The organism is Sphingopyxis fribergensis (genome assembly GCF_000803645.1).
Lineage (GTDB): Bacteria > Pseudomonadota > Alphaproteobacteria > Sphingomonadales > Sphingomonadaceae > Sphingopyxis > Sphingopyxis fribergensis.
This window is the reverse complement of record NZ_CP009122.1, coordinates 3,733,377-3,757,523: the sequence shown is the minus strand read 5'-3', so window position 1 is coordinate 3,757,523 and position 24,147 is coordinate 3,733,377. Positions and strand designations below refer to the sequence as shown.

21 protein-coding genes are annotated in these 24,147 nt (G+C 64.9%); 15 read left to right on the top strand and 6 right to left on the bottom strand.

Features of this window, described 5'->3' with window-relative positions; all coding sequences use genetic code 11:
* The first annotated feature begins 32 nt into the window (after nt 1–32).
* From sucC to SKP52_RS17505, 5 genes are all read left to right on the top strand, one after another.
* Nucleotides 33–1,238, top strand: a complete 1,206-nt coding sequence (gene sucC / locus SKP52_RS17525; protein ID WP_039576901.1) for an ADP-forming succinate--CoA ligase subunit beta — start codon at nt 33–35, stop codon at nt 1,236–1,238.
* 228 nt (nt 1,239–1,466) lie between these two features.
* A complete protein-coding gene (locus tag SKP52_RS17520) occupies nt 1,467–2,216 on the top strand; it encodes an electron transfer flavoprotein subunit beta/FixA family protein (RefSeq protein WP_039576899.1) in 750 nt (249 codons plus the stop codon).
* On the top strand, nt 2,213–3,142 hold the full coding sequence (locus SKP52_RS17515) for an electron transfer flavoprotein subunit alpha/FixB family protein (protein ID WP_039576897.1): 930 nt from the start codon (nt 2,213–2,215) through the stop codon (nt 3,140–3,142). Before SKP52_RS17520 ends, SKP52_RS17515 begins: the two co-directional genes overlap by 4 nt.
* 12 nt (nt 3,143–3,154) lie before the next feature.
* Entirely contained in the window at nt 3,155–4,525 is a 1,371-nt protein-coding gene (locus tag SKP52_RS17510) for a DUF389 domain-containing protein (protein ID WP_039576895.1), read from the top strand.
* Nucleotides 4,526–4,632: 107 nt separating this feature from the next.
* Complete coding sequence (locus tag SKP52_RS17505) at nt 4,633–5,913, top strand: serine hydrolase domain-containing protein (RefSeq protein WP_039576893.1); 1,281 nt, start codon at nt 4,633–4,635, stop codon at nt 5,911–5,913.
* A gap of 16 nt (nt 5,914–5,929) precedes the next feature.
* Here SKP52_RS17505 and SKP52_RS24745 read toward each other — a convergent pair whose 3' ends face one another.
* Nucleotides 5,930–6,766, bottom strand: coding sequence for an energy transducer TonB (locus tag SKP52_RS24745; RefSeq protein ID WP_052208484.1), 837 nt, complete (start codon nt 6,764–6,766; stop codon nt 5,930–5,932).
* Between the two features lie 121 nt (nt 6,767–6,887).
* Between SKP52_RS24745 and SKP52_RS17495 the strand changes: the two genes are divergently transcribed.
* From SKP52_RS17495 to SKP52_RS17485, 3 genes are all read left to right on the top strand, one after another.
* Entirely contained in the window at nt 6,888–7,883 is a 996-nt protein-coding gene (locus tag SKP52_RS17495) for a cupin-like domain-containing protein (protein ID WP_039576892.1), read from the top strand.
* 119 nt (nt 7,884–8,002) lie between these two features.
* On the top strand, nt 8,003–9,334 hold the full coding sequence (locus tag SKP52_RS17490; RefSeq protein WP_052208482.1) for a phosphotransferase family protein: 1,332 nt from the start codon (nt 8,003–8,005) through the stop codon (nt 9,332–9,334).
* 19 nt (nt 9,335–9,353) lie between these two features.
* Nucleotides 9,354–10,643, top strand: coding sequence for an acyl-CoA dehydrogenase family protein (locus SKP52_RS17485; RefSeq protein WP_039581517.1), 1,290 nt, complete (start codon nt 9,354–9,356; stop codon nt 10,641–10,643).
* A gap of 138 nt (nt 10,644–10,781) precedes the next feature.
* On the opposite strand, the gene SKP52_RS17480 is transcribed toward SKP52_RS17485, so the two are convergent.
* On the bottom strand, nt 10,782–11,087 hold the full coding sequence (locus SKP52_RS17480) for an alkylphosphonate utilization protein (protein ID WP_039576888.1): 306 nt from the start codon (nt 11,085–11,087) through the stop codon (nt 10,782–10,784).
* A gap of 7 nt (nt 11,088–11,094) precedes the next feature.
* Entirely contained in the window at nt 11,095–11,844 is a 750-nt protein-coding gene (locus SKP52_RS17475; protein ID WP_039576886.1) for a class I SAM-dependent methyltransferase, read from the bottom strand.
* A gap of 140 nt (nt 11,845–11,984) precedes the next feature.
* Between SKP52_RS17475 and SKP52_RS17470 the strand changes: the two genes are divergently transcribed.
* Entirely contained in the window at nt 11,985–13,724 is a 1,740-nt protein-coding gene (locus tag SKP52_RS17470; RefSeq protein WP_039576883.1) for an N-acyl-D-amino-acid deacylase family protein, read from the top strand.
* Complete coding sequence (locus SKP52_RS17465) at nt 13,724–14,734, top strand: zinc-dependent alcohol dehydrogenase family protein (protein ID WP_039581513.1); 1,011 nt, start codon at nt 13,724–13,726, stop codon at nt 14,732–14,734. Before SKP52_RS17470 ends, SKP52_RS17465 begins: the two co-directional genes overlap by 1 nt.
* Here the strand turns inward: SKP52_RS17465 and SKP52_RS17460 are convergent.
* Both SKP52_RS17460 and nhaA read right to left on the bottom strand, forming a co-directional pair.
* Nucleotides 14,731–16,080: a hypothetical protein gene (locus SKP52_RS17460; protein ID WP_039576881.1), complete on the bottom strand. Its 1,350-nt coding sequence runs from the start codon at nt 16,078–16,080 to the stop codon at nt 14,731–14,733. The two genes, SKP52_RS17465 and SKP52_RS17460, sit on opposite strands and share 4 nt — an antisense overlap.
* Before the next feature lie 10 nt (nt 16,081–16,090).
* The gene (gene nhaA, locus SKP52_RS17455) at nt 16,091–17,365 is read right to left on the bottom strand and encodes a Na+/H+ antiporter NhaA (RefSeq protein ID WP_039576878.1); all 1,275 of its coding nucleotides are present in this window, start codon (nt 17,363–17,365) and stop codon (nt 16,091–16,093) included.
* A gap of 138 nt (nt 17,366–17,503) precedes the next feature.
* Here nhaA and SKP52_RS17450 point away from each other — a divergent pair, with 138 nt between their 5' ends.
* The 5 genes from SKP52_RS17450 (at nt 17,504) to SKP52_RS17430 (ending at nt 23,631) form a co-directional block, all read left to right on the top strand.
* On the top strand, nt 17,504–18,928 hold the full coding sequence (locus tag SKP52_RS17450; protein ID WP_052208480.1) for a glycosyl transferase family protein: 1,425 nt from the start codon (nt 17,504–17,506) through the stop codon (nt 18,926–18,928).
* Complete coding sequence (locus tag SKP52_RS24740; protein WP_148309180.1) at nt 18,925–20,064, top strand: hypothetical protein; 1,140 nt, start codon at nt 18,925–18,927, stop codon at nt 20,062–20,064. The genes SKP52_RS17450 and SKP52_RS24740 overlap by 4 nt, the downstream gene beginning before the upstream one ends.
* Before the next feature lie 106 nt (nt 20,065–20,170).
* Nucleotides 20,171–21,079: a sulfite exporter TauE/SafE family protein gene (locus tag SKP52_RS17440; protein WP_039576876.1), complete on the top strand. Its 909-nt coding sequence runs from the start codon at nt 20,171–20,173 to the stop codon at nt 21,077–21,079.
* The gene (locus SKP52_RS17435; RefSeq protein ID WP_039576873.1) at nt 21,076–21,846 is read left to right on the top strand and encodes a TIGR02186 family protein; all 771 of its coding nucleotides are present in this window, start codon (nt 21,076–21,078) and stop codon (nt 21,844–21,846) included. Before SKP52_RS17440 ends, SKP52_RS17435 begins: the two co-directional genes overlap by 4 nt.
* Nucleotides 21,847–22,041: 195 nt before the next feature.
* Nucleotides 22,042–23,631 (top strand): ATP-binding protein, encoded by a 1,590-nt coding sequence (locus SKP52_RS17430; RefSeq protein ID WP_228383928.1) that lies wholly within the window; start codon nt 22,042–22,044, stop codon nt 23,629–23,631.
* Nucleotides 23,632–23,759: 128 nt separating this feature from the next.
* Here the strand turns inward: SKP52_RS17430 and SKP52_RS17425 are convergent, their stop codons facing one another.
* Nucleotides 23,760–24,146 (bottom strand): VOC family protein, encoded by a 387-nt coding sequence (locus SKP52_RS17425; RefSeq protein ID WP_039576871.1) that lies wholly within the window; start codon nt 24,144–24,146, stop codon nt 23,760–23,762.
* Nucleotide 24,147: the final 1 nt, after the last annotated feature.

Here is a 24,147-nt window from a genome sequence, read left to right as displayed (position 1 = left end):
CCGCTCCAGAGTCGAAAGGCCCGGCAGACCTCATGAACATCCACGAATATCAGGCAAAAGAACTGCTCGCGAAATTTGGCGTCGCTGTCCCCAAGGGCATTGCCGCGATGACCGTCGAGGAAGCCGTCGCCGCGGCGAAGCAGCTCCCCGGACCGCTCTATGTCGTGAAGTCGCAGATCCACGCGGGTGGCCGCGGCAAGGGCAAGTTCAAGGAGCTCGGCCCCGACGCGAAGGGCGGCGTCCGCCTCGCCAAGACCATCGAAGAGGTCGAGGCGCATGCCAAGGACATGCTCGGCAATACGCTGGTGACGATCCAGACCGGCGAGCATGGCAAGCAGGTCAATCGTCTTTACATCACCGATGGCGCCGACATTAAGCAGGAATTCTACCTCGCTTTGCTCGTCGACCGTGGGTCGAGCCGCATCGCGGTCGTCGCCTCGACCGAAGGCGGGATGGACATCGAAACCGTCGCGCACGACACGCCGGAAAAGATTCACACCATCATCATCGATCCCGCCACGGGCCTCCAACCGCACCATGGCCGCAGCGTCGCCGCGGCGCTCGGCCTGTCGGGCGACCTCGCCAAGCAGGCTTCCAAGGTGCTGGCCGGCCTCTATGCCGCGTTCCTCGGCACCGATGCCGAGCAGATCGAAATCAACCCGCTCGCCGTCTGCGAAGGCAAGGATGGCGACGAACTGCTCGTACTCGACGCCAAGGTGGCGTTCGACGGCAATGCGATGTTCCGTCACAAGGACCTCGCCGAGCTGCGCGACCTGACCGAGGAAGACCCGGCCGAGGTCGAAGCGTCGGAATATGACCTCGCCTATATCAAGCTCGACGGCAACATCGGCTGTATGGTCAACGGCGCCGGCCTCGCGATGGCGACGATGGACATCATCAAGCTCAACGGCGAATTCCCCGCCAACTTCCTCGACGTCGGCGGCGGCGCTTCGAAGGAAAAGGTCACCGCGGCGTTCAAGATCATCCTCAAGGACCCCGCCGTGAAGGGCATCCTCGTCAACATCTTCGGCGGCATCATGAAGTGCGACATCATCGCCGACGGCATCGTCGCCGCGGCGAAGGAAGTGAACCTCTCGGTCCCGCTCGTCGTTCGCCTCGAGGGCACGAACGTCCAGGAAGGCAAGGACATCCTCGCCAATTCGGGGCTGCCGATCGTTGCGGCCAACGATCTGGGCGACGCGGCAAAGAAGATTGTCGCCGAAGTCCGCGCGGCTTGATGCTAAACCTCTCCCCTTGGGGGAGAGGATAGGAAGACTTGGGCCGTAAGGCCCTAGTCGGACTTGGTGAGGGTCTGTGACGTTTCACGCCCTCACCCAGCTACGACTAGGCAGCAAGCTGCCAAGTCTGCGCATCCCTCTCCCCTAAGGGGAGAGGGTCAAGGTTGACGTTTACGTAAAGCGCAACTATGGCGCAGTGCACAATTTGCTGAGAGGAGCCAAGAGCCCATGAAAATCCTCGTCCCCGTGAAACGGGTGCTCGATTATAACGTGAAGCCGCGGGTAAAGGCCGACGGCACGGGCGTTGATCTCGCCAATGTCAAAATGTCGATGAACCCGTTCGACGAGATCGGTGTCGAAGAAGCGATCCGCCTGAAGGAAAAGGGCGTCGCGACCGAGGTCATCGCGGTGTCGGTTGGTCCGGCCAAGGCGCAGGAAACGCTCCGCACCGCGCTCGCGATGGGCGCCGACCGCGCGATCCTCGTGCAGACCGACGATGCGGTCGAGCCGCTCGCGCTCGCGAAGATCTTCAAGGCGATCGCCGACGCCGAACAGCCCGGCCTCGTGATTCTCGGCAAGCAGGCGATCGACGACGACAACAACCAGACCGGCCAGATGCTTGCTGCGCTGACCGGCTGGGCGCAGGGCACCTTTGCCAGTGCGGTGAACGTCGAGGGCGATAGCGTGAACGTCACCCGCGAAGTCGACGGCGGCCTCGAAACGGTGAAGCTCAAGCTTCCCGCGATTGTCACCACCGACCTTCGTCTGAACGAGCCGCGCTATGCGTCGCTGCCGAATATCATGAAGGCGAAGTCGAAGCCGCTCGATACCAAGACCCCCGCCGATTACGGCGTCGACACCGCTCCGCGGGTCAAGGTGGTCAAGGTTTCGGAGCCGCCCGTCCGCTCGGCGGGCGTCAAGGTCGCCGATGTCGATGAACTGGTTGCCAAGCTGAAAGCGCTGGGAGTGCACTCATGAAAACTCTGGTTTGGGTCGAACATGACGGCAAGGCCGTCAAGGACGCCACGCTCGCGGTGGTCACCGCCGCGTCGAAGCTCGGCGAAGTCCATCTGCTCGTCGCCGGTTCCGGCGTCGATGCGGTTGCCAAGGAAGCCGCGCAGATCGCTGGCGTCGGCAAGGTGCATGTCGCCGACAACGCCGCCTTCGATCATAATCTGCCCGAAAATGTCGCGCCGCTCGTCGCTGAGCTGATGGGCAGCCACGACGCCTTCCTCGCGCCCGCGACGACCACCGGCAAGAATATCGCGCCGCGCGTTGCTGCCCTGCTCGACGTGATGCAGATTTCGGAAATCCTGTCGGTCGAAGGTCCGAAGACCTTCACCCGCCCGATCTATGCCGGGAACGCGATTGCGACCGTCGAAAGCTCGGACGCGAAGCTGGTTCTGACCGTGCGCGGCACTGCGTTCGACAAGGCCGCGACCTCGGGCGGTTCGGGGACGGTCGAAGCCGTCGGCGGCGGCAGCGATGCCGGTATCTCGAGCTTCGTCGGCGCCGAAATCGCCAAGCAGGATCGTCCCGAACTCACCTCGGCCAAGATCATCGTGTCGGGCGGCCGTGCGCTCGGCTCATCCGAGAAATATGAGGAAGTCATCGTCCCGCTCGCCGACAAGCTCGGCGCCGCGCTCGGTGCTTCGCGCGCCGCGGTCGATGCGGGCTATGTCCCCAACGACTATCAGGTCGGCCAGACCGGCAAGATCGTCGCGCCGCAGGTCTATTTCGCGATCGGCATCTCGGGCGCGATCCAGCATCTCGCTGGCATGAAGGATTCGAAGACGATCGTTGCGATCAACAAGGATGAAGACGCACCGATCTTCCAGGTCGCCGACTTCGGCCTCGTCGCTGACCTGTTCAGCGCCGTGCCCGAACTGACCGGCAAGATCTAACCCTCAGCCCATATGGCCGGCAATCATCCCGGAGTGCCCGGACTGGGTGACGCACCGTTTAGCGCCGGTGGTCGCCGGTCCGCGCGGCCGGGACCGGGCCGGGAAGTCGATGACGACGAACTGAGCGCGGCCGAGGAGGATGTCCACGGCCGCGCGCTCGTCCTCGCGAGCGTCGCGCGCGATGCACGGCTGAACCAGAAATTCCTGCTGCTGATCACGCTGTCGGCGGCGATCGCCACGCTCGGGCTGCTGCAAAGCTCGACCGCCGTGGTCATCGGGGCGATGCTCGTGTCGCCGCTTCTCGGCCCCATCATGGGCGTCGGCTTCGGCCTTGCGACGCTCGAAAGCAATTTGATCAAGCGCTCGCTGGTCACGATGGCGGCGGGGATGGCGGTCGCGATCATCGTCGCTATGTTCATCATCTGGCTCTCGCCGATCCGCGACGTCACCCCCGAACTGCGCGCCCGAACGCAGCCGACGCTGCTCGACCTCGGCGTCGCGGTGGTCGGCGGCATCGCCGGCGTCTATGCGATCATGCGCAAGCTGTCGGGGGTGATGGTCGGCGTTGCGATCGCGACCGCGCTGGTCCCGCCGCTGTCGACGATCGGCTTTGGCCTCGCGACCGGGCGCTTCGATTTCGCGGTTGGCGCGGCGCTGCTGTTCCTCACCAACACGCTCGCCATCGCCTTTGCCGCGACGATCATCGCGCGCATCAACAAATTCGGGCCGTCGCTGACCCCGCAGCACACCGCGATGCAGGTCATGGGGATCATCGTCACACTCGGCATTCTGTCAATCCCGCTCGCGCTGACGCTCAACAGCCTCGCGGGCGAAGTGCGTGCGCGCTCGGTCGTGCAAACCGAACTCCGCTCGCTCCTGGGCGAGAGCGACCGTGTCGACAGCTTGAACGTCCGCATGGAGCGCGATGCGATTGCGGTCGACGGCGTGGTGCTCGTCGATCGCTATGCTGCGAAGCTCGACACCGAGCTTGCCGCAAAAATTCGTGGTGAGCTCGATCGCGCGGCGCGCGTCAGCATCGTCCAACTGCGTCAGCAGACCAACGCCGCGGTGCAGGTCGAAGAGCAGCTCAATCGCCGCCTCGCGACGCTCGAGCAGCGCGAAGAGGACAGCCGCGCGATCCTCGCCGGGCTGACGGTCGGCGAACTGGTGCCGCGCGACCGCGTGCTGATAGATTCGCAGGCGCGCCGCGTGATCGTCCAGCGCGACCGCGAGGCCGAGGGCGAGCAGGTCGCGGCCGCGATCGACCGCATCATGGCGGCGGTACAGACGGGCTATCCGCGCTGGCTGATCCAGAACGGCAGCCTGACCGCGGCCGAGGAACCTGAGGAGACGGCGCCCGCGGAAGCCTCCGCGACCGAATAGCGGGCGCGCCGCAGACCTATTCAGCGATCCTATGGTTGACGGCGCGCATCGCATCGCATGGGATGCGATCCGAAACACGGCGCAGCGCCGGGGCAGGGGGGGGATTTATGCGCGGCAAACGAATGGCCTTGGCGATGATATTGGCGAGCAGCGGCTTTGCGGTAATCGCTCCGCCGGCGCAGGCGCAGACCGCCCCCGCCGAAACGCTGGCGATCGACAAGGCGCGGATCGACGCGGCGCTGAAAGCGATGATCGCCGACGGCCGCGCCGCAGGGACGTCGGCGCTGATCTGGCGGGATGGGCGCGAGGTCTATTTCGGCGCGGCGGGCATGGCCGACCGCGACGCAAAGCGTCCGATGCGCCGCGACACGATCGCGCAAATCTATTCGATGACCAAGCCGGTGACCGGCGTCGCGCTGATGCAATTGTGGGAAGCGGGCAGGTTCCGCCTCGACGATCCGCTGTCCCAATATCTGCCCGAATATGCGAACATGCGCGTCTATGCGGGCAAGGATGCCGCGGGCCAGCCGCACTATGTGCCTGCCGAACGCCCTATCACCGTGCGCGACATCCTGCGCCACACCGCGGGCTTCGCTTATGGCGCGGGGCCGACCCCCGCGCACGCCGCCTATGTCGCGGCTGAACCGCTCGCACTCAACATAACACTCGCCGAATCAAGCCGCCGGCTCGCCGCGGTGCCGCTGCTGTTCCAGCCGGGGATGCAGTGGGAATATAGCATCGCGGTCGACGTGCAGGCGGCGCTCGTCGAAAAACTCTCGGGCCAGGCTTTCGCCACCTATGTCCGAACGCACATCTTCGAACCGCTGAAAATGACCGACACGGCATGGCGCCAGCCCGATGCGAAACGCCCGCGCTTTGCCGCGATGAACGAGAGGAACGATGGCAAGCTGGTTCAGCAGGATGCCATCGAGGCGCAGAAACTCAATTTTCGCGACAATGCGCTGACCCCCGGCGGCTTCGGCCTCGCCTCGACGCTCGACGATTATCAGTGCTTTGCGCGGATGCTGCTGAACAAGGGTGAGCTCGACGGCGCGCGTATCCTCAAACCTTCGACGGTTAAGCTGATGGCGACCGACCAACTCGACCCGGCGACTACCGAACGCGCGTGGCTGCCGGGCAAGGGCGCGGTCGGTTTCGGCTTCGACTTTGCGGTCCGCAAATCGCCGCCGCAAACGGCGGACGAAAATCGCGGCGCGGTCGGCGAATTTTTCTGGGACGGCGCCGCCTCGACGCTGTTCTGGGTCGATCCCGCGAATAAGCTGACCGCGGTCTTCTTCGTCCAGACGATGCCCTACGACGGCACGCTCCACCGCGATTTTCGCGCGGCGGTTTATGGAGCGGGTTATAGGGGGCCAGCGGGCGATTGATCGCCGGCCATCGGGTTTAGCGGGGGATTTGCCAGCGAACCCGGTTGATATAGAGGCTTGCTATTGGTCGATCGCTGGCATCGAGGGCCGGTGTGAACCTCGCCCGTTGCACCATCAGTTTGCATGTCAGTCGATCAAGCGTGGCCACGTTGCTGCTGCGCAGGGTCACGCAATTTTCGACGGCTCCCTTGGCGTCGACCTTCAACTGGAACGTCACATTGCCTTCGATTTCTTGCTGCATTTCCCGCTGCGGATAATCATTGTTGGTGACCCACCGTCCGGGGGATCCAAGAGGCTCCGGACCCACTTTTGCGGCGTGAATGGCAGCAATATCAACACCCCAGCCTTTAAGCAGGTCTTCGTGGCACGTCTGCAACGCCTTGAGCGCCGCTTTGCCGTCGGACCAGAGCATCGCGACGTCGAGTTTCGCGTCGGCCAACAGCCGAACCTGCTGCTTGTTTGTCACGCCGTCGAGAATCCGGGGGTCACCATCAAACCAGCGTATGAAATTCTCCGGTCGGTCGGGCACCGCCATCGAATAACCTTCGAATTCGCTTTCGGTCCCTTGCGGTTCGAGCGTCATCGTCACCTTTACCCCACCACCGAGCCGCGGGATGCTGTTTCCGGCGATGACCATGTCGAAACTTTGCAGTCCCGAACCGCGTGCCAGCCGCATGGTGACGGCATCCTCACCGGTGCCGAAGGTGCGCAGGAGACGGCATTCTTCCTCGGCATAATCAACTTTCCACGGCGTCGAGGGCGCCAGGATCCGTGGGTCTGCAGCATGCGCCGCACCGCCTGAAAAACACGAGGTGATGGTCGCGGCGAAGGCGAAGGATGCTATTCGATGCATGGCTGCGGTTTCCGACAGCCGGACAAAATCGTCAAGCGCATGTCATCGACTTGTCATAGCCTGGCGCTTGAGCAGCATCGCAAAAATCCGCTAGCCGGGACCATCGTTCAGGAGTGCCGCCATGTCCCAGTCCGATAAACGCGCCTTGCTCGCCGAAGGCCTCGCGGCCGGCGACGACGATAGCACGCTGCACGCGCGGCTCGTTGGTGCGGGGATCTCGGCGGCCGCCGCCAAATATGAGGTCGACCGGCTGGCGAAGGATCCGGTGGCGGCGATGCTGCGGCGGCAGGCGGCGCGGATGGCGAAGCAGGGGTGGCTGCTCGCCAACCAGCAGCGGCTCGCGCGCGAGGCCGAGGGCGGTTTCGCGCTCGATACGCTGACCGATCCCGAGCCGGCTTCCTTCTATCGCCATCATTATGACGTGAACCGGCCCGCAAAGCTGACCGGCATCATCGACTATTGGCCCGCGCTGACGCGCTGGTCGCTCGACCATTTCGCTGCGATGGCCGGCGATGCCCTCGTCGAGGCGCAGGTCGAGCGCGAGCGCAGCCCCGACTACGAACTCGCCAAGGACGATCACCGCCGCCTCGTCCGATTCGCCGAACTGATCGACTGGCTGCGGAAGGACGAGGCGAGCAACGACATCTACCTAACCGCCTACAACAGCGGCACCAACGCGGCGGCGCTGGCGCCGCTGTGGGACGATATGGCGCCGATCGCGATCCTCGACGACACCCGGCGGCGCGACGGTTTTTTCTGGCTGGGGCCAAGGGGAACGCTGACCCCCTGGCATCATGACCTCACCAACAATCTGCTGGTGCAGGTCGTGGGGCGCAAGCGCGTGCGGATGGCGCCGCCGTGGGCGTTCGACCGCATGAAGAACAGTCGCCATTGTTTCTCCGACTGGGCGAATGAGGCGCTGCCCGCCGGCCCCGGCGACGCCGACACGCCGCCGATCCTCGAAACGGTGATCGGCCCCGGCGAAGCCATCTTCCTGCCCGTCGGCTGGTGGCATCAGGTCGAGGCGCTCGACCTGTCGGCGAGCATGAGCTTCACCAGTTTTCGCCGCCCGAACGCGCATGTCGAGGATTATGCCTCTTATGGCGCCATCGACTGATCGCCGGCAACGGTGATCGCGGCCCCGTGGTTGTCCCGGTTTTGGCATTTCCTGCAATTGCGCGGTCCCCGATGCGATTACGGCTTGCGGCCGTCAAAAATCCTTAGCATCATTAAGTAATGATCGACCTCGCTACGCTGCTTTCGACCTTCATGACGCGCATCGCCGGGAATGGCGGCCTGGGCGGGCTCGCCCGCCTGTCGGGCGGGGCGAATATGGAAAGCTGGGCGTTTGACTGGGGCGAGCAAGCCTATGTGCTGCGCCGCGCGCCGTCGGCGGAATATATGGCGGACCGCCCCTATGGTCATGCCGATGAGGCGGCGCTGGTGATGGCGGCGCATGCCGCAGGGGTGAAGGCGCCCGAGGTCGTGGGCGTACTGACCGAGGGCGACGGCATGGGCACCGGCTATGTGATGCGCCGCGTGATCGCCGAGGTGAACCCCGCGAAGATACTCGCCGATCCGCCGCCGTCGCTGCTGGCCGACTTGGGCCGGGAACTGGCACGCATCCATGCGATACCGGCGGCTGCGATCCCCGATGCGATCCCATTGATGAATACGGTCGATGCCCTTGCCGAGCTGAAAGCGCGCTTCCTCTCTTATGGCGGCGACCGGCCGCTAGTCGCGCTGGCGATCCGGTGGTGCGAGGATCATTTGCCTCCGCCCGCCGAACCGGTGCTCGTCCATGGCGATTACCGGATGGGCAATGTCATGGTCGATAGCGACGGCCTGGCCGCGGTGCTCGACTGGGAACTCGCGCATCGCGGCGACGCGCATGAGGATCTGGCGTTCGGCTGTATGACGGTGTGGCGCTTTGGCCGGATCGACCAGCCGGTGTTCGGGGTGGGCGGTCTTGAGGATTATTTTGCCGCTTATGAGGCCGCAGGCGGGGTGAAGGTCGACCGGGCGCGCTTCCATTTCTGGCTCGTCTACCGGACCTTGTGGTGGGCGCTCGGCTGTTTGCAGATGGGGCAGATGTGGCGGAGCGGCGCTGATCCGACCGTCGAGCGTGTCGTCATCGGCCGGCGCACGGCCGAACAGGAACTCGACCTGTTGTTGCTGCTCGAAACCGGCGCGCCCGAAGGCGAGCGCGCACGGCCGCTGCCGCCCGCGACGTCGGCCTCTGCCGAACCCGCCGGCGAGCCGACCAACCGCGAGATCGTACAGGCGGTCCGCGACTGGATCGAGGGCGCGATCAAGCCCGCATCGCAAGGGCACGCCAAGTTCGAGGCGGTGGTCGCAATGAACGCGCTCGGCATCGTGCTGCGCGATCTCGATGCGGGCGTGCGCGCCGAGGATATGGAACTGGCCGCCGCGCTGCTCGCCGGCACGACGACACTCGCCGAACCGGGCCTGCTCGCAAGGCTGCGCCGCGATGTGCTCGATAAATGCGCGGTCGACAGCCCCAAATATGCCGCGCTCGCCGCGGCGCGCGCCGACTGGCGCGGATAAAGACAAAAGGGAGAGAGACATGGATTTTGCGATGCCCGCCGACTTGCAGGCGTATCTGGACGAGCTCGACGCGTTTATCGAAGCCGAGATCAAGCCGCTCGAGCTGGCGGACGACAATATCCGCTTCTTCGACCATCGCCGCGAGCATAGCCGCACCGACTGGGACAATCAGGGGCTACCGCGCCACGATTGGGAAGAGCTGCTGAAGCAGGCGACGCGCAAGGCCGACGCCGCGGGGCATTGGCGCTTTTCGGCGCCGAAGAAATATGGCGGCAAGGATGGATCTAACCTGTGGATGGCGGTGATCCGCGAGCATTTCGCCGCGAAAGGGCTGGGGCTCCACAACGACCTGCAGAACGAACATAGCATCGTCGGAAACTTCCCGTTCGTCGAAATGTTCGAGCAGTTTGGCACCAGCGATGAACAGAAGCAGGAGTTCATTCTCGGCGGGTTCGAGGGCAAGCGGCGCACGGCGTTCGGCCTGACCGAGCCCGACCACGGCAGCGACGCGACGCATATGGAAACGCGCGCGGTGCGTGAGACGCGGGGCGGCATCGAGGGCTGGCTGATCAACGGGCGCAAGATGTGGATCACCGGCATGCATGTCGCGACCCACTGCGCGACCTTCTGCCGCACCAGCGGCGCCGATGGCGATGCGAAGGGCATCACCTGTCTGCTCGTGCCGACGGGGACGCCGGGGATGACGGTCGACGAATATATGTGGACGTTCAACATGCCGACCGACCATCCGCGCATGACCTTTACCGATGTGTGGGTGCCCGACGATGCGCGGCTGGGGCCCGAGGGCGGCGGCTTGTCGATCGCGCAGAGCTTCGTCCACCAGAACCGCATCCGGCAGGCGGCGTCGTCACTTGGCGCCGCGGTCTTCTGTATCGAGGAGAGCGTCAAATATGCGCGGCAGCGCAAGCCGTTCGGCGAGGCGCTGGCGAAGAATCAGGCGATCCAGTTCCCGCTGGTAGAGCTCGCAACGCAGGCGGAAATGCTGCGGCTGCTGATCCACAAGACCGCGTGGGACATGGACAATACCCCCCACAAGGAGGTCGAGCGCACCCTCTCCGACAAGGTGAGCATGTGCAATTACTGGGCGAACCGGCTCGTCTGCGAAGCCGCCGATCGCGCTATGCAGGTCCATGGCGGCATCGGTTATTCGCGGCACAAGCCGTTCGAACATATCTATCGCCACCACCGGCGGTATCGGATCACCGAGGGGGCCGAGGAAATCCAGATGCGCAAGGTGGGGGCGTATCTGTTCGGCTATCTCGGGCCGAGGAAGGGGACGTTGGGATAATATCCAGAATCCTCCCTGCGCCGAAGGCATAGGAAGGGGGACCGCCCGAAGGGTGGTGGAGGGGCCGCAACGTCGCGCCATCGCCCCTCCGTCAGCGCTTCGCGCTGCCACCTCCCCATCGCTTCGCGACAGGGAGGATCACCGCTTCCTTACAAACTCCGCCCTTAACACCAGCCCCTTGATCCCCTCAAACCGGCAGTCGATTTCCTGATCGTCGCCGGTCAGTCGGATCGACTTGATCACCGTGCCGACCTTCAGCGTCTGCCCGGCACCCTTCACGTTCAAATCCTTGACCAGCACGACCGAGTCGCCGTCGGCGAGCAGATTGCCAACGGCGTCGCGGACTTCGGGCCCGGCGGCATCGGCAGCGTCGCGCGCGGCGATGTCGCCCGCTGCCATCCATTCGCCCGTCGCCTCGTCATAGACATAATCATCGTCGGCCATGCTGGTCCTAACTCGGTTTGCGGAAGCGCAGGGTGAACTGGTCGGTCTTGCCGCGAATTGCGGGGTCGAAGACGTTCGTCGTGCGCGGGTCGTCGGGGCGTTTGTAAAGATCGTTTTCGGCTTCAAGTTTGAACCCTGCCTTGGTCAGCGCCGCAACCACCGCTGCCTTGTCGATGCGGTGCAGGCTGTCCGACAGGGTCGTGCCGGTTCCATCAGCGGCGCTATGATCGACGACGACCAAAGTGCCACCCGGCTTCAACGCAGCGAATAGCGCCGCGCTCGCCTTGTCGCCGGTCCCCGCTGGGAAGGGTTTCAAATAGAGGTCGTGGAAATTTTGCACCGTGATGATCGTGTCGAGCGGCTCGGGGAAGGCGGGCGCCGCGAAGGGGCCGGCGACGGCGTCGACATTGACATAGGCGGCGTCGACGGCGGCCTGATCGTCGCCATATTGTTTCTTGAACGCGATGAACTCGGCGGGCTGGAAACCATAGACCTTGCCCGACGGGCCGACCGCGGCAGCCAGAAGGCGGGTGACGTAACCCCCGCCCATGACGAAATCGCCGACCTTCTGCCCCGGCTTGATCTGGGCAAAGGCGAGCAACTCGGCGGGTTTGCGCGCCGCGTCGCGTTCGCGGTCGGCTGCGGGCCGCGCGGGATCGGCGAGCGCGGTCTTGTAGCTTGGGACGGCGGCTTCCTTGGCGGCGAGTGGAGCCGCCGAAACGGCAAGGAGGAGGGCGAGGGTAAGCGGGCGGATCATGGCATCGACTCCCAATGATTTTGTCCCGCCACCATAGCGCCTCGCCGCAGCCACCGTGCGTTTATTTGCATCTCGCGATTTTGGTGATAGGTTTCGACGTGAAACTAAAAAATCTGGCCAAAAAGCTTGGGAGAGCGGACATGCATGATCTGGTGATTCGCGGCGGCACCGTCGTCGATGGTTCGGGCGGAGCGCCCTTTGTCGCGGATGTCGCGATCGATGGCGACCGGATCGTCTCGGTCGGCGAAAATCTGGGCACAGGCCGCAAAGAAATCGACGCTAGCGGCAAGATCGTGACCCCCGGCTTCGTGGACGTCCACACCCACTATGATGGCCAGGCGACATGGGACGCCGAAATGGCGCCGTCGAGCTGGCACGGCGTCACCACCGTCGTGATGGGCAATTGCGGCGTCGGCTTCGCGCCCGCCAAGCCCGACCGCCACGAATGGCTGATTTCGCTGATGGAAGGGGTCGAGGATATTCCCGGCACGGCACTCGCAGAGGGCATGTCGTGGGACTGGGAAACCTTCCCCGAATATATGGACGCGCTCGAAAAACTGCCGCGTACCGTCGATGTCGCGTGCCACGTCCCGCACGGCGCGGTGCGCGCTTATGTGCTCGGCGATCGCGAGAAGCCCGGCGCGATCCCGACCGAGGCGGATATCGCCGAAATGTCGCGCATCGTCGAGGAAGGCGTGCGCGCCGGCGCGCTCGGCTTCTCGACCAGCCGCACCGTGCTCCACAAGTCGATCGACGGCGAACTCGTCCCCGGCACCACCGCGACCGCCGAAGAGCTGATCGCGATCGGCCGCGCGATGGGCCGCGTCGGCTATGGCGTGTTCGAAATGGCGAGCGATCTCAAGCGCGAGTGGAACGAGTTTCAGTGGATGGGCGATTTGAGCCGAGAAACAGGGCTTCCGGTGACCTTCGCCGCGCTGCAATCGATCGCCAAGGAACTGCCGCTCGAGGAGCAGATCGAGGAGATGCGGCGCCAGAATGCGACCGGCGCGAACATCGTCGCGCAGATCGCGCTGCGCGGCAACGGCATCATCATGGCGTGGCAGGGGACAGTCCACCCCTTCCGCTTCAAGCCCGCATGGAACGAGATCATCGACCTGCCGTGGGATCAGCAACTCGCGAAGCTCAAAGACCCGGCGTTCAAGGCGCGGATGATCGCCGAAGAAAATATCTGGCCCGAGAGCGACATCATCGATTTCCTCAAGATCGTCGCTCTCGGCTGGCCGGTGCAGTTCGAGATGGACCCCGACTTTAATTACGAGCCGAAAATGGACGAAAGCGTCATGGCGCGCGCCACCGCCGCCGGGGTCAGTCCGTCCGAATATGCCTATGATCTGCTGATGAAGGATGAGGGCAAGGGCTTCATCTATTTCCCGATCCTCAACTACCGCGACGGCAACCTCAATTTCCTTGAGGATTTGCAAGCTGCCGACGACACGGTGAACAGCCTGTCCGACGGCGGCGCGCATTGCGGGACGATCTGCGACGCCGCCTCGCCGACCTTCATGCTCCAGCATTGGGTGCGAGACCGTGCCGGCAAGCGCATCGCGCTCGAACACGCCGTCAAACGCCAGTGCCGCGACACCGCATTGCTCTATGGGCTCGAGGATCGCGGCATACTCGCGCCCGGCTATCTCGCCGACCTCAACGTCATCGACATGGATGCGATCAAGCTCGGCAAGCCCTGGCTGGCGTTCGACTTGCCCGCGGGCGGCAAGCGCTTGCTGCAAAGGGCCGACGGCTATGTCGCGACGGTCAAGTCGGGGGTCGTGACCTTCAAGGATGGCGAAATGCAGGGACCGACGCCGGGCGGTGTCATTCGCGGCCCGCAGCGGGCCGAAATGGCGATGGCGGCGGAATGATGCGGGCGGTCCAGCTTCGCGCGCCCGCCTCGCTCGACAATCTGACACCGGCCGATCTGCCCGACCCCGGAGATCCGGGGCCGGGCGAGATTCGTGTGCGGCTGGCCGCCTCGTCGCTCAATTTCCACGATTTTGCGGTCGTTGCGGGGATGATTCCGACGGTCGACGGGCGCATTCCGATGTCCGACGGCGCGGGGACGGTCGAGGCGGTCGGCGAGGGCGTCACCGATTACAAGGTCGGCGACAGCGTCGTGTCGCTCTTCTTCCCCGATTGGGATGACGGCGACTCGCCGTCGATGAGCGCGCTGACCAATGTGCCCGGTGACAGCACCGACGGCTATGCGCGCGACGTGGTGGTGACGCCGCAGCATTGGTTCACCCGCGCTCCCCAAGGCTGGTCGGCGGCCGAGGCCGCGACGCTGACCTGTGCGGGCCTGACCGCGTGGCGCGCGCTGTTCGTCGACGGCGTGACGCAGCCGGGCTCGATCGTTCTGGTGCAGGGCAGCGGCGGGGTGTCGGTGTTCGCGCTGCAATTCGCCAAGGCGGCGGGAGCGAAGGTGATCGCGACCAGCTCGTCCGATGCGAAACTCGAACGCCTGAAAGCGCTCGGCGCCGACGAGCTGATAAATTACAAGGCGCAGCCCGCGTGGGGCGCGAGGGCGCTTGAACTGACCGGCGGGCGCGGGGTCGATACCGTCGTCGAAATCGGCGGCGCGGGCACGCTCGACCAGTCGATGCTTGCGACGCGCGTTGGCGGCCATGTCGCGCTGATTGGGGTGCTCACGGGGATCGTCGGGCCAGTGAAGACCGCGCTGCTGATGAGTAAGAATCTACGCGTACAAGGGCTGACCGTCGGCAGCCGCGCGCAGCAACTTGCGATGATCGCGGGGGTCGAGGCGAACGCTATTCGTCCGATCCTCGACCAGCATTTCCCGCTCGAAAATCTCGCCGACGCGTTTCGCCATCAGGCGTCGAACGCGCATTTCGGCAAGATCATCGTCGATATTTAGCGGAGCAGATCCGAAGGCAAGGTTGGTTCGCTGACGATCTTCGCCATCCGCCGCCACATCTCGTCGCGGCTCGGTTTGCCGCGCTCGACATAGCTACGCACCATCGTCTCGCCGAGGCCGTAGTTGATGACATAGCTGCGATACTGGTCGGTGAAGCTCACCGACTGCTCGGCGCGCTGCGGCGAGACGAGCAGATATTTCTGGGTGAGCGCGACCGCGGTCGGCCGGTCGATTATCCCGTCGAGATATTGTTGCGCGATCGTCAGCCGCGCACCCGACGCGCGCTTGATCGCCGCGAGCAGTTCCCAGTAGCGGTCGTCGGACGGCACCGCGATCTCGGCGATCGGCATCAGCACGTCGCGTTCGGTATCGGCCTTGCTGCTCTCGGGAAAGGCGAGGTCGATGCCGTAATTGGCGCTGCCCTCGGCGATCAGGCTTTGCGGGCTGTAGAGCGGATAGACGCTGAACTCGGCCCAGCCGCGCTCCTTCACCAGCTTCTCCTCGAGCTTCATGTTGAGCAGGTGGTGTCCGGGATAGCCCTCGTGGCACCCGAGATCGAGCGCGCGCGACAGACGGATCGGCAGGTCGGTGTTGACCTGGATCAGGCTGTGATAGCCGCCCTGATAATAATTATAACCGCTCCAGCTTTTGCCGGTGACGAATTCGAGGCGAAAGCTCTCGCCCTCGGGCATCGGAATATGCGCCATGCTGCGCCCGCGGCAGCGCGCGATCGCGGCGTCGAAGGTCTTTTGCAGCCGCTCCTTGGGGATGGTGAAGGCGTCGAGATAGGCTTCGACGCGGTCCGGCAGCGGCCCGTCGCCGGGAACGAGCGCCTCGATTTGCTTCAGCGCGAGGTCGTAATTTGCCAGCGGTTTCAGTCGCGGCCGGACGCCGAACAGTCGCTCGGCCTCGTCGGCGAAAGCGAAGCGCGTACCCTGCATCATCTGCAATCGCGTCTCCGCGGCGCGGAGCTGCGCGCGCAGAAAGGTGGCGCGGCGGCGTTCGAGCGGATCGGGAAGGCGCCGCGCCGCTAGATCGAGCTGTGCCATCAGCTCGCGCGTTGCGGCGAGCAGCGTGGCTTTATCGCGCGGAGCCGCTTCGGCGGCCTTTTGCAGTTCGGGCGGGCCGTAATAGGCGTCGATATAGCCCGGCTCATGCGTCCCGATTTCAAGGCTGAGCTGCAGATAGGCGGCCGCGATTTCGTCGAGCGCCTTTGCCGATGCGGCGGTCCGGCGCACGTCGAGCGTCGTGACGGCCGCGTTCGGGGCTGGGTCTTTGGCCCCTGTGGCGGCGCAACCCGCCAGGGGCGCGGCAACGATCAGCGACAGCGAAATCAGCTTGGTCATGGCCTGCGGCTTATCCTTGGGCTTCGGAGGTGTCACGCACATCGCCGTCGGTAGCGATCTCGCCGTTCGAAGCGCGTTCGACCGCATCATGTTGCGGATGGAGCGGTGCGAAACGCAATATGGCGAAACCGACCAGTGCGGCCGCCAGCGAGCCCATGAGGATGCCGATTTTCGCTTCCTCGACCAAGAGCGCATCGCCCGGGAAGGCAAGGCCGCCGATGAACAGGCTCATCGTGAAACCAATGCCGCACAGCATCGCGACGCCATAGATTTGCAGCCAGGTTGCGCCGCGCAGCTTGCCCGCGATGCCGAGTTTGACCGACAGCCAGACGCTGCCGAAAATGCCTACCTGCTTGCCGAGAAACAGCCCCGCCGCGATGCCCAGCGGCAGCGGGGCGAAAATCTGTTCGGCGGTCAGCCCGCCGATGTCGACGCCGGCATTGGCGAAGCCGAACAGCGGCACGATCGCGAAGGCGACCCAGGGGTGGAGCGCATGTTCGAGCCGGTGAAGCGGCGAGGTCGCGCTGTCGGGCGCGCCCGGCGTTCGCTCGAACGGAATCATCATCGCCGCGAGCACGCCAGCGATCGTCGCGTGGACGCCCGAGAGCAGCATCGCGTACCAGAGGAGCGCGAACAGGATCAGGTAGATGACCAGGCTTTTCACCCCGCCCCGATTGCACGCGAACATGATGCCGAGGATGGCCGCGGCAGCGCCGAGCGCGACCATATTGATCTCGGCGGTGTAAAAGAGCGCGATGATCGCGACTGCGCCCATGTCGTCGACGATCGCAACGGTGACGAGGAACAGCTTGAGCGACGTCGGCGCACGCTTGCCGAGCAGCGCGAGCACCCCCATCGCAAAGGCGATATCGGTCGCCGCCGGAATTGCCCAACCCTGCGCCAGTCCGGGTTCGCCGCCGGCAAAGGCCATGTAGAGCGCCGCCGGCACCGCCATGCCCGCCGCCGCGGCGATGAACGGCAGCCGCCGCCGGTCCCAGCTCGCGAGCCGACCGTCGACGAACTCGCGCTTGATCTCGAGCCCGACGAGCAGGAAGAAAATCGCCATCAGCCCGTCGTTGATCCACAGATGGACCGTCATCGGACCAAGCTTGTCGGTGAGTACCGGGCCGGTCACGGCATGGATCGCGTCGTGGTAAATCGTCCCGAGCGACGAATTTGCGACAATCATCGCCAAAATGGCTGCGAAAATGAGCAGCATGCCGCCTGCGCTTTCGCTCTCGAGAAAGTCACGCAATGCCGAACGGGGCGGAAAACTGCGGGTCATGGATCGATTATTTCCTTGGTTTGTCAGAGGATTTGACGGTTAACTAACCGTCGGCGCCAATCTTTACAAATGTGCCTTCTTCATTAGCACTCTCGGTGGGGATGACATTAGGTCATCGGTGGGGGCGAGGCCAGCATAGTGGAGCTGTCGACCGCATGGCTGGAATGGCTGGTGCTGGGTGCCGGCCACGAACTCATGCTTTTCGCATCGGTCGGAATATTGCTGTTCGGGTTCGACGATTTGCTGTTCGATGCTTTGTGGCTGGCGACGCGCCGCCACGGGCCATCGTTAATACCCAATGCGCCACCGGTCGAGGGGCGCTTCGCGGTGTTCGTGCCCGCCTGGGACGAGGCCAAAGCCCTTCCCGCGATGCTGCAGCGGACGCTCAGTGCGTGGGAGGGCGAGGATTTTCGCCTCTATGTCGGCTGTTATCCCAATGATGCCGCGACGCTCTTTGCCGTGTCGCCATTGGCCGCGCGCGACGCACGGCTGCGGCTTGTCATCGGCAACCGCGAGGGGCCGACGACGAAGGGCGACAATCTTAACCGGCTGTGGGCGGCGCTCGGCGAGGATGAGCGCGCCGAGGGCATGCTTTTCTCCGCCATCGTCCTTCACGATGCCGAGGATCATGTCCATCCGGGCGAACTCGCGCTCTATCGCCGCTATCTCGGTGAAAATGCGATGGTGCAGATCCCTGTCGTCCCCTTGCTCAAACGCGCCGAACGCTGGGTCGGCGGGCATTATGGCGACGAATTTGCCGAAGCGCATGGCAAGGAACTGGTCGTGCGCTCACGTCTCGGCCTGCCGCTCCCCTCGGCGGGGGTCGGCTGCGCGCTGACGCGCACCGCTCTCGCGCTGTTGGCGATCGAGCGCGGCGGCGAGCCGTTTCGCTGCGACAGCCTGACCGAAGATTATGAGATCGGCATGGTGATCGGCGCTTACGGCCTTGGAACGCGTTTTGTCGACACGGCCGGACTAGCGGGCGATCGCGTCGTGTCGCGGGGGGCCTTCCCGGGCAGCACCGAAAAAGCGGTGCGGCAGAAATCGCGCTGGATCGCCGGGATCGCGTTGGCCGGATGGGATCATCTCGGCTGGCCGGGGTCACGGCAGGGTGACGCCGACCTTTCCGCGAGCCGCGCTTGGACCGCGCGCTGGATGCTGTGGCGCGACCGCCGCGCGCCGCTGGCTGCGCTCATTCTCCTTGCAGCCTATGTCGGGGGGCTGTTGACCGCACTGGGCTGGGCGGGGCAGCATCTGCTGGGCTGGAATGCGATCATCGTCGGCGATGGCATGCGCCTGCTTCTCACCTTCAATGCGGTCATGCTGTGCTGGCGCATGGCGATGCGCGGGCATTTTACCGCGCGCTGGTACGGCCTTCGTACCGCGCTGCTTTCGCTGCCGCGCGCCTTTGTGGCGAATGTGATCGCGATGCTCGCCGCGCGGCGCGCGATCATCCTCTATTGGCGGATGTTGCGATCGGGCGAGGTCGTTTGGGACAAGACCGAGCATCTGGAAAATGAGGGCGCACATGATGACGGCTTCGCCAGGGCGATGGCGCGGTGATGGCGCGCCGCATCGACGCGCGCCGCGACGCCCCGGCGCTGCGTTTCCTGCTCCTGTGCGTCAGTGGCTGGATCGTCGTGCGCGTCATGATGTCGTGGGATCTCGCGCCGCCACCAGCGCCCGATCCCGCCGCCCCGCCGTGGTCGGTGCCGTCCCCCTTTGCGGCGAGCGACGCCTTCCCGGAAGATAAGCCCGCCATGCCCTCTCGCCAGCCCCTCCCGTCGACGCCGGAGCTGGCAAGCCGGTCGTCCATCTCGACCGCCATGGCGGCTCGGTCGGTGGATGCGCCCTATGCCGCCGAAGGCGAAGCCAGCGGACTGGCCGCCGACCGCCACGGCCTTCGCCTCGCGCTCTTCGCGCGGCTGCTGCCGCCGCCTGACGGTCTCGCGCGGTCGGCCGCCGCGGCGCGCAGCCCTCTATGGTTCCCGCTCGCCCCCGCCGCGCATGCCGATCCGGGGCAGGGCGAACCTTTCTGGATCCAGCGCCAATTGGGTGGCTGGGCGCTCGCGGGCTGGCTCTATTTGCGCCAAGGGTCGGGGAATGCGCCCGGAATCATCGGCGCGGCGAGCCAGCTTGGTGGCAGTCAGGCGGGGCTCCGTCTGGGATATGGCTTTGGCGATTCCGGCCGCGCGCGCGCCTATGGCCGTGCGACGATCGCGATCGAGCGGCCACAACAGCGCGAGGTCGCGTTCGGGCTTGGCTTTGCGCCACTTGCGCACCTGCCGGTCGATGTCGCGATCGAACAGCGTATCGCGGCGGGAAACGAAGGCCGGACTGCGCTGGCGATCATGGCCAGCGGCGGCGTATCCGAGGTTGCGCTGCCCGCGGGGTTCCGGCTCGACGCTTATGCGCAAGCGGGTGTTGTCGGCGCGCGGCGGCGCGACGGCTTTGCCGACGCAGCGATCGTCGTCGATCGCCACTTGGGCCCCGACGACATGTCGCCGCTCCGCCTCGGCGCGCTTGCGGCGGGGGCGGTGCAGCCGGGTGCGGCGCGCGTCGATGTCGGCCCGCGGCTGACTCTCCGCCTGCCCGAGGTCGGTTTGGGCAGCCGCATCGCGCTCGACTGGCGCCAGCGCGTCGCAGGCGATGCGCGCCCCGAAAGCGGTCTCGCGCTGACCCTCGCGAGCGACTTCTGATCGCGGGTAAAAATAGCCGCCGCAGCCGATTCCCCGTTTCGAAAAAATGCTCTAGGGTCGCGGGACTCGGCGCAGTTTTACGCCGCAGACCTAAGTTTCGGGGCCCATGGATCTTTACCTCCCAGTCGCCAATCTGTCGGTCAATGCGCTGGTCATCATCCTGCTGGGTGGCGGGGTCGGCTTTTTGTCGGGCATGTTCGGGGTCGGCGGCGGTTTCCTGACCACGCCGCTCCTGATCTTTTACGGCATCCCGCCGACGGTGGCGGCGGCGTCGGCGGCGACGCAGGTGACGGGCGCGAGCGTGTCGGGGGTGATGGCGCATCTTGAGCGCGGCGGGGTCGACCTGCGCATGGGCTGGGTGCTTGTCGCGGGCGGCCTGCTCGGTTCGCTGATCGGCGCCGGTCTGTTCGAACTGCTCACCGCATGGGGTCAGATCGATACGGTGATCAACATCCTTTATGTCGCGCTGCTCGGTATCGTCGGCAGCTTCATGGGGCGCGAGGCGTGGGGAAGCTTTCGCGCTGCGCAGGCGGGATTGCCCGCACCCGCGCGCAAGCGGCGCCATCATCCGATGGTCGCGAACCTGCCGATGCGCTGGCGCTTCTATCGCTCGGGCCTCTATATTTCGCCGCTCGCGCCGTTGCTCCTCGGCATGGTTGGCGGCATCCTGACGATGCTGCTCGGCGTCGGCGGCGGCTTCATCATGGTGCCTGCGATGCTCTATCTGCTCGGCATGGGGACGCAGGTCGTCGTCGGCACGTCGCTGTTCCAGATATTGTTCGTGACGATCGCAACGACGATGGTTCACGCGCTGACCACCGGCGCGGTCGACATCGTGCTCGCGGGGCTGCTGCTGCTCGGCAGCGTGATCGGGGCGCAAGTCGGCGCGCGCTTCGCGCAGAAGGTGAAGCCCGAATATCTGCGCATGGCGCTCGCGGCGATCGTGCTGCTCGTCGCACTGCGCATGGGGGTCGACCTCTTCATCCGTCCCGAAGAAATTTACACGGTGCAATGAGCGCGCCCCGCGCCTTGCTCCTATCCCTCGCGGCGCTGCTGTTGCCAGCGGCCGCGCACGCCGCCGACCCGCGGCTGGTCCCCGACGTGTCGAGCCGCGCCATCGATATCCAGTACAGCTTTACCGGCGAGGAATTGTTGCTGTTCGGCGCCATACTCTATCCCGGCCAGCGCCTACCCGACGACCGCGCCGACATCGTCGTGGTGCTGAAGGGGCCGGTGCGGCCGATCATCCTGCGCGAAAAGCGGCGCGTCGCGGGCATCTGGGTCAATGCCAGCAGCATCCGCCTGCGCACGTCGCCGGCCTTTTACGCGATCGGATCGTCGCGTCCGATCGACAAGCTGGTCGATGAGCGGACCGCGGCGATTTTCGAACTCGGGCTAGCCAATCTGTCGATGTCGCCGAGCGGCTTCTCCGAGGCAAGGAAGCTTGAGCGTTTCGAGGCGGGGCTGACCGACCTTTATCGTCGCTCGGGTCTTTTCGTCGAAAATCCCGCCGCGGTCGAAATTACCGAAGGCGTGCTCTATCGCGCGCGCATCCCCGTGCCGGCGCGCGTTCCCGTCGGGACATACCGCGCCGAAACCTATCTGATCAGCCGCGGCCGCGTGCTCGCGGTCGCCTCGCGCGACGTGCAGATCCGCAAGGCCGGTTTCGAACGCTTCGTCGCGCTGGCAGCGCAGCACCACGGCTTTCTGTATGGCCTTTCGGCAGTGTTGCTGTCGTTGGTGCTCGGTTACGGTGCTTCGGCCATTTTCCGGCGTCGCTGAACAACCTTTAACCTATATTTACCCTCGCCTGCGATATCCGGTTTCGGGACCACAACGAGGCGGGGCGGATACATGGACATGCAAGGTGGCGGATTCAGCGCCGGGGACTTGACGGCAGCGCAGCACGTCCGGCTTGCCGGCGGCGGCGTAGCGGCGCCGGTTGCGCCGATAGCCAATCATCATCGCGACGATCTGATGATCGGCGAAGTCGTCGATATTTCGGGATCGGCCTCGCGCATCCTGCTCGATGCCGCGGCGATCGGCAAATTGTCGTCGTCGAGCGATGCCGCGGTGGCGATGGCCGGGCAGGTCGGGGCGCAGGTCAAGGTCCGTGTCGGCAATATCTGGCTGATCGCCAGCATCCGCGACCAGCAACTGCACGAACGCGGCGAAGGGCTTATTGTCGCGACGATTGATTTCCTTGGCGAGGGCGAAGAAGAGAAGATCACCGGCCGCATTCACAATTTTCGTCGCGGCGTCACCCGCTACCCGATTCCGGGCAGTCAGGTTTTCGCGGCGACCAGCGCCGACCTCAAACAGATATATGCCGCCGACGAGCGCGCGCATGTCGAAATCGGCACCGTCTATCCGACCAAGGATATCCGCGGGTCGCTCTATGTTGACGCAATGCTGGGGAAGCATTTCGCGCTGCTCGGCTCGACGGGTACGGGCAAGTCGACGAGCGCGGCGCTGATCCTTCACAAGATATGCGAGCTCGCGCCGCAGGGTCATATCGTAATGATCGACCCGCACGGCGAATATTCGGCGGCGTTCAAGGGAATCGGCGCGCTGTTCGACGTCGACAACCTCGCGATGCCCTATTGGCTGATGAATTTCGAGGAACATTGCGAAGTGTTCGTCACCGCCGAGGGGCGCGACCGCCAGGCCGATTGCGACGTGCTGGCGCGCTGCCTGCTGCAGGCGCGGACGAAGAACCGGCTTGCCGAGGGGATGACCAAGATCACGGTCGATTCGCCGATCCCGTATCTATTGTCCGACCTGCTCAACATCCTCCAGAACGAGATGGGCAAGCTCGACAAGGCGACGTCGAGCGCGCCGTTCATGCGCATCAAGGGCAAGATCGAGGAAATGCGCGCCGACCCGCGCTATAATTTCATGTTCTCGGGCATGCTCGTCGCTGACACGATGGCGAATTTCCTCGGCAAGATATTCCGCCTGCCGTCGGACGGTCGGCCGATTTCGATCATCGACGTGTCGGGGGTGCCGTCGGACATCACCGGCGTCGTCGTCGCGGTGCTGTCGCGCCTGACCTTCGATTATGCGATCTGGTCGCGCGGCGAGCCGCAACGCCCGATCCTGCTCGTCTGCGAAGAGGCCCACCGCTATATCCCGTCGAAGGATACCGGCCAGGGGCAGGCGGTGCGCAAGATCCTCGAACGGATCGCCAAGGAAGGCCGTAAATATGGCGTGTCGCTGGGCCTGATTACCCAGCGCCCGTCCGATCTGGCCGAAGGCGTCCTGTCGCAGTGCGGCACGATCATTTCGATGCGCCTCAACAACGAGCGCGACCAGCATTTCGTAAAGGCGGCGATGCCCGAAGGCGCGCGCGGTTTCATCGATTCGATCCCGGCGCTGCGTAATCGCGAATGTATCGTTTGCGGCGAAGGCGTATCGATCCCGATCCGCGTCTATCTCGATACGCTTGAAGAAGAAAAGCGTCCGGCGTCGAGCGATCCGCTCTTCTCGAAACTGTGGCGCGAAACCGGCGGCGAGGCGGAGATCCTCGAGCGCGTCGTCAAGCGTTGGCGCAGCCAGGGGCGTTGATCATCTTCGCCTGACGGCGAAGGCGGCACCGGCCCGCTCCCCACGCGGCCTCCCACGGAGTATTCTGAAATGGGAGGCCGGGTGGGGGGAGCGGGCCGGTGCCGCGTCCGCGCAAGCCGACAAATAACTCAGCCCTTTGGCGGTTCCCACAATTCGATCGGATTGCCTTCCGGATCGTGAACCCGCGCAAAGCGGCCGATCGCGGGGTCGTTCCACTCATCCTTGGTGATGACCTCGTCACCCGCTTCGCGAAACGGCGCGAGCACGGCGTCGAGATCGTCGACGCGCAGGTTGATCATGAACTGGCGATCGGCAGCGAAATAGTCGGTGTCGGCTTTGAACGGCGCGAAAACGACCGGGCCTGCCGCGACGTTCCAAGTCCATTCGTCGACCGGCCCGCTGTCGTCGGCGTTGCAGCCGGCGCCGATACCCAGCCGTTCCTTGTACCAGGCGTTCAACGCCTCGGGATCGCGCGCCCGGAAAAACAGTCCGCCGATGCCTTTGACATGTCCCATG

Coding starts and splice junctions, on each gene's coding strand:
- sucC (WP_039576901.1), top strand. CDS start 33: ATGAACATCCACGAATATCAGGCAAAAGAACTGCTCGCGAAATTTGGC.
- SKP52_RS17520 (WP_039576899.1), top strand. CDS start 1,467: ATGAAAATCCTCGTCCCCGTGAAACGGGTGCTCGATTATAACGTGAAG.
- SKP52_RS17515 (WP_039576897.1), top strand. CDS start 2,213: ATGAAAACTCTGGTTTGGGTCGAACATGACGGCAAGGCCGTCAAGGAC.
- SKP52_RS17510 (WP_039576895.1), top strand. CDS start 3,155: ATGGCCGGCAATCATCCCGGAGTGCCCGGACTGGGTGACGCACCGTTT.
- SKP52_RS17505 (WP_039576893.1), top strand. CDS start 4,633: ATGCGCGGCAAACGAATGGCCTTGGCGATGATATTGGCGAGCAGCGGC.
- SKP52_RS24745 (WP_052208484.1), bottom strand. CDS start 6,766: ATGCATCGAATAGCATCCTTCGCCTTCGCCGCGACCATCACCTCGTGT.
- SKP52_RS17495 (WP_039576892.1), top strand. CDS start 6,888: ATGTCCCAGTCCGATAAACGCGCCTTGCTCGCCGAAGGCCTCGCGGCC.
- SKP52_RS17490 (WP_052208482.1), top strand. CDS start 8,003: ATGATCGACCTCGCTACGCTGCTTTCGACCTTCATGACGCGCATCGCC.
- SKP52_RS17485 (WP_039581517.1), top strand. CDS start 9,354: ATGGATTTTGCGATGCCCGCCGACTTGCAGGCGTATCTGGACGAGCTC.
- SKP52_RS17480 (WP_039576888.1), bottom strand. CDS start 11,087: ATGGCCGACGATGATTATGTCTATGACGAGGCGACGGGCGAATGGATG.
- SKP52_RS17475 (WP_039576886.1), bottom strand. CDS start 11,844: ATGATCCGCCCGCTTACCCTCGCCCTCCTCCTTGCCGTTTCGGCGGCT.
- SKP52_RS17470 (WP_039576883.1), top strand. CDS start 11,985: ATGCATGATCTGGTGATTCGCGGCGGCACCGTCGTCGATGGTTCGGGC.
- SKP52_RS17465 (WP_039581513.1), top strand. CDS start 13,724: ATGCGGGCGGTCCAGCTTCGCGCGCCCGCCTCGCTCGACAATCTGACA.
- SKP52_RS17460 (WP_039576881.1), bottom strand. CDS start 16,080: ATGACCAAGCTGATTTCGCTGTCGCTGATCGTTGCCGCGCCCCTGGCG.
- nhaA (WP_039576878.1), bottom strand. CDS start 17,365: ATGACCCGCAGTTTTCCGCCCCGTTCGGCATTGCGTGACTTTCTCGAG.
- SKP52_RS17440 (WP_039576876.1), top strand. CDS start 20,171: ATGGATCTTTACCTCCCAGTCGCCAATCTGTCGGTCAATGCGCTGGTC.
- SKP52_RS17435 (WP_039576873.1), top strand. CDS start 21,076: ATGAGCGCGCCCCGCGCCTTGCTCCTATCCCTCGCGGCGCTGCTGTTG.
- SKP52_RS17430 (WP_228383928.1), top strand. CDS start 22,042: ATGATCGGCGAAGTCGTCGATATTTCGGGATCGGCCTCGCGCATCCTG.
- SKP52_RS17425 (WP_039576871.1), bottom strand. CDS start 24,146: ATGGGACATGTCAAAGGCATCGGCGGACTGTTTTTCCGGGCGCGCGAT.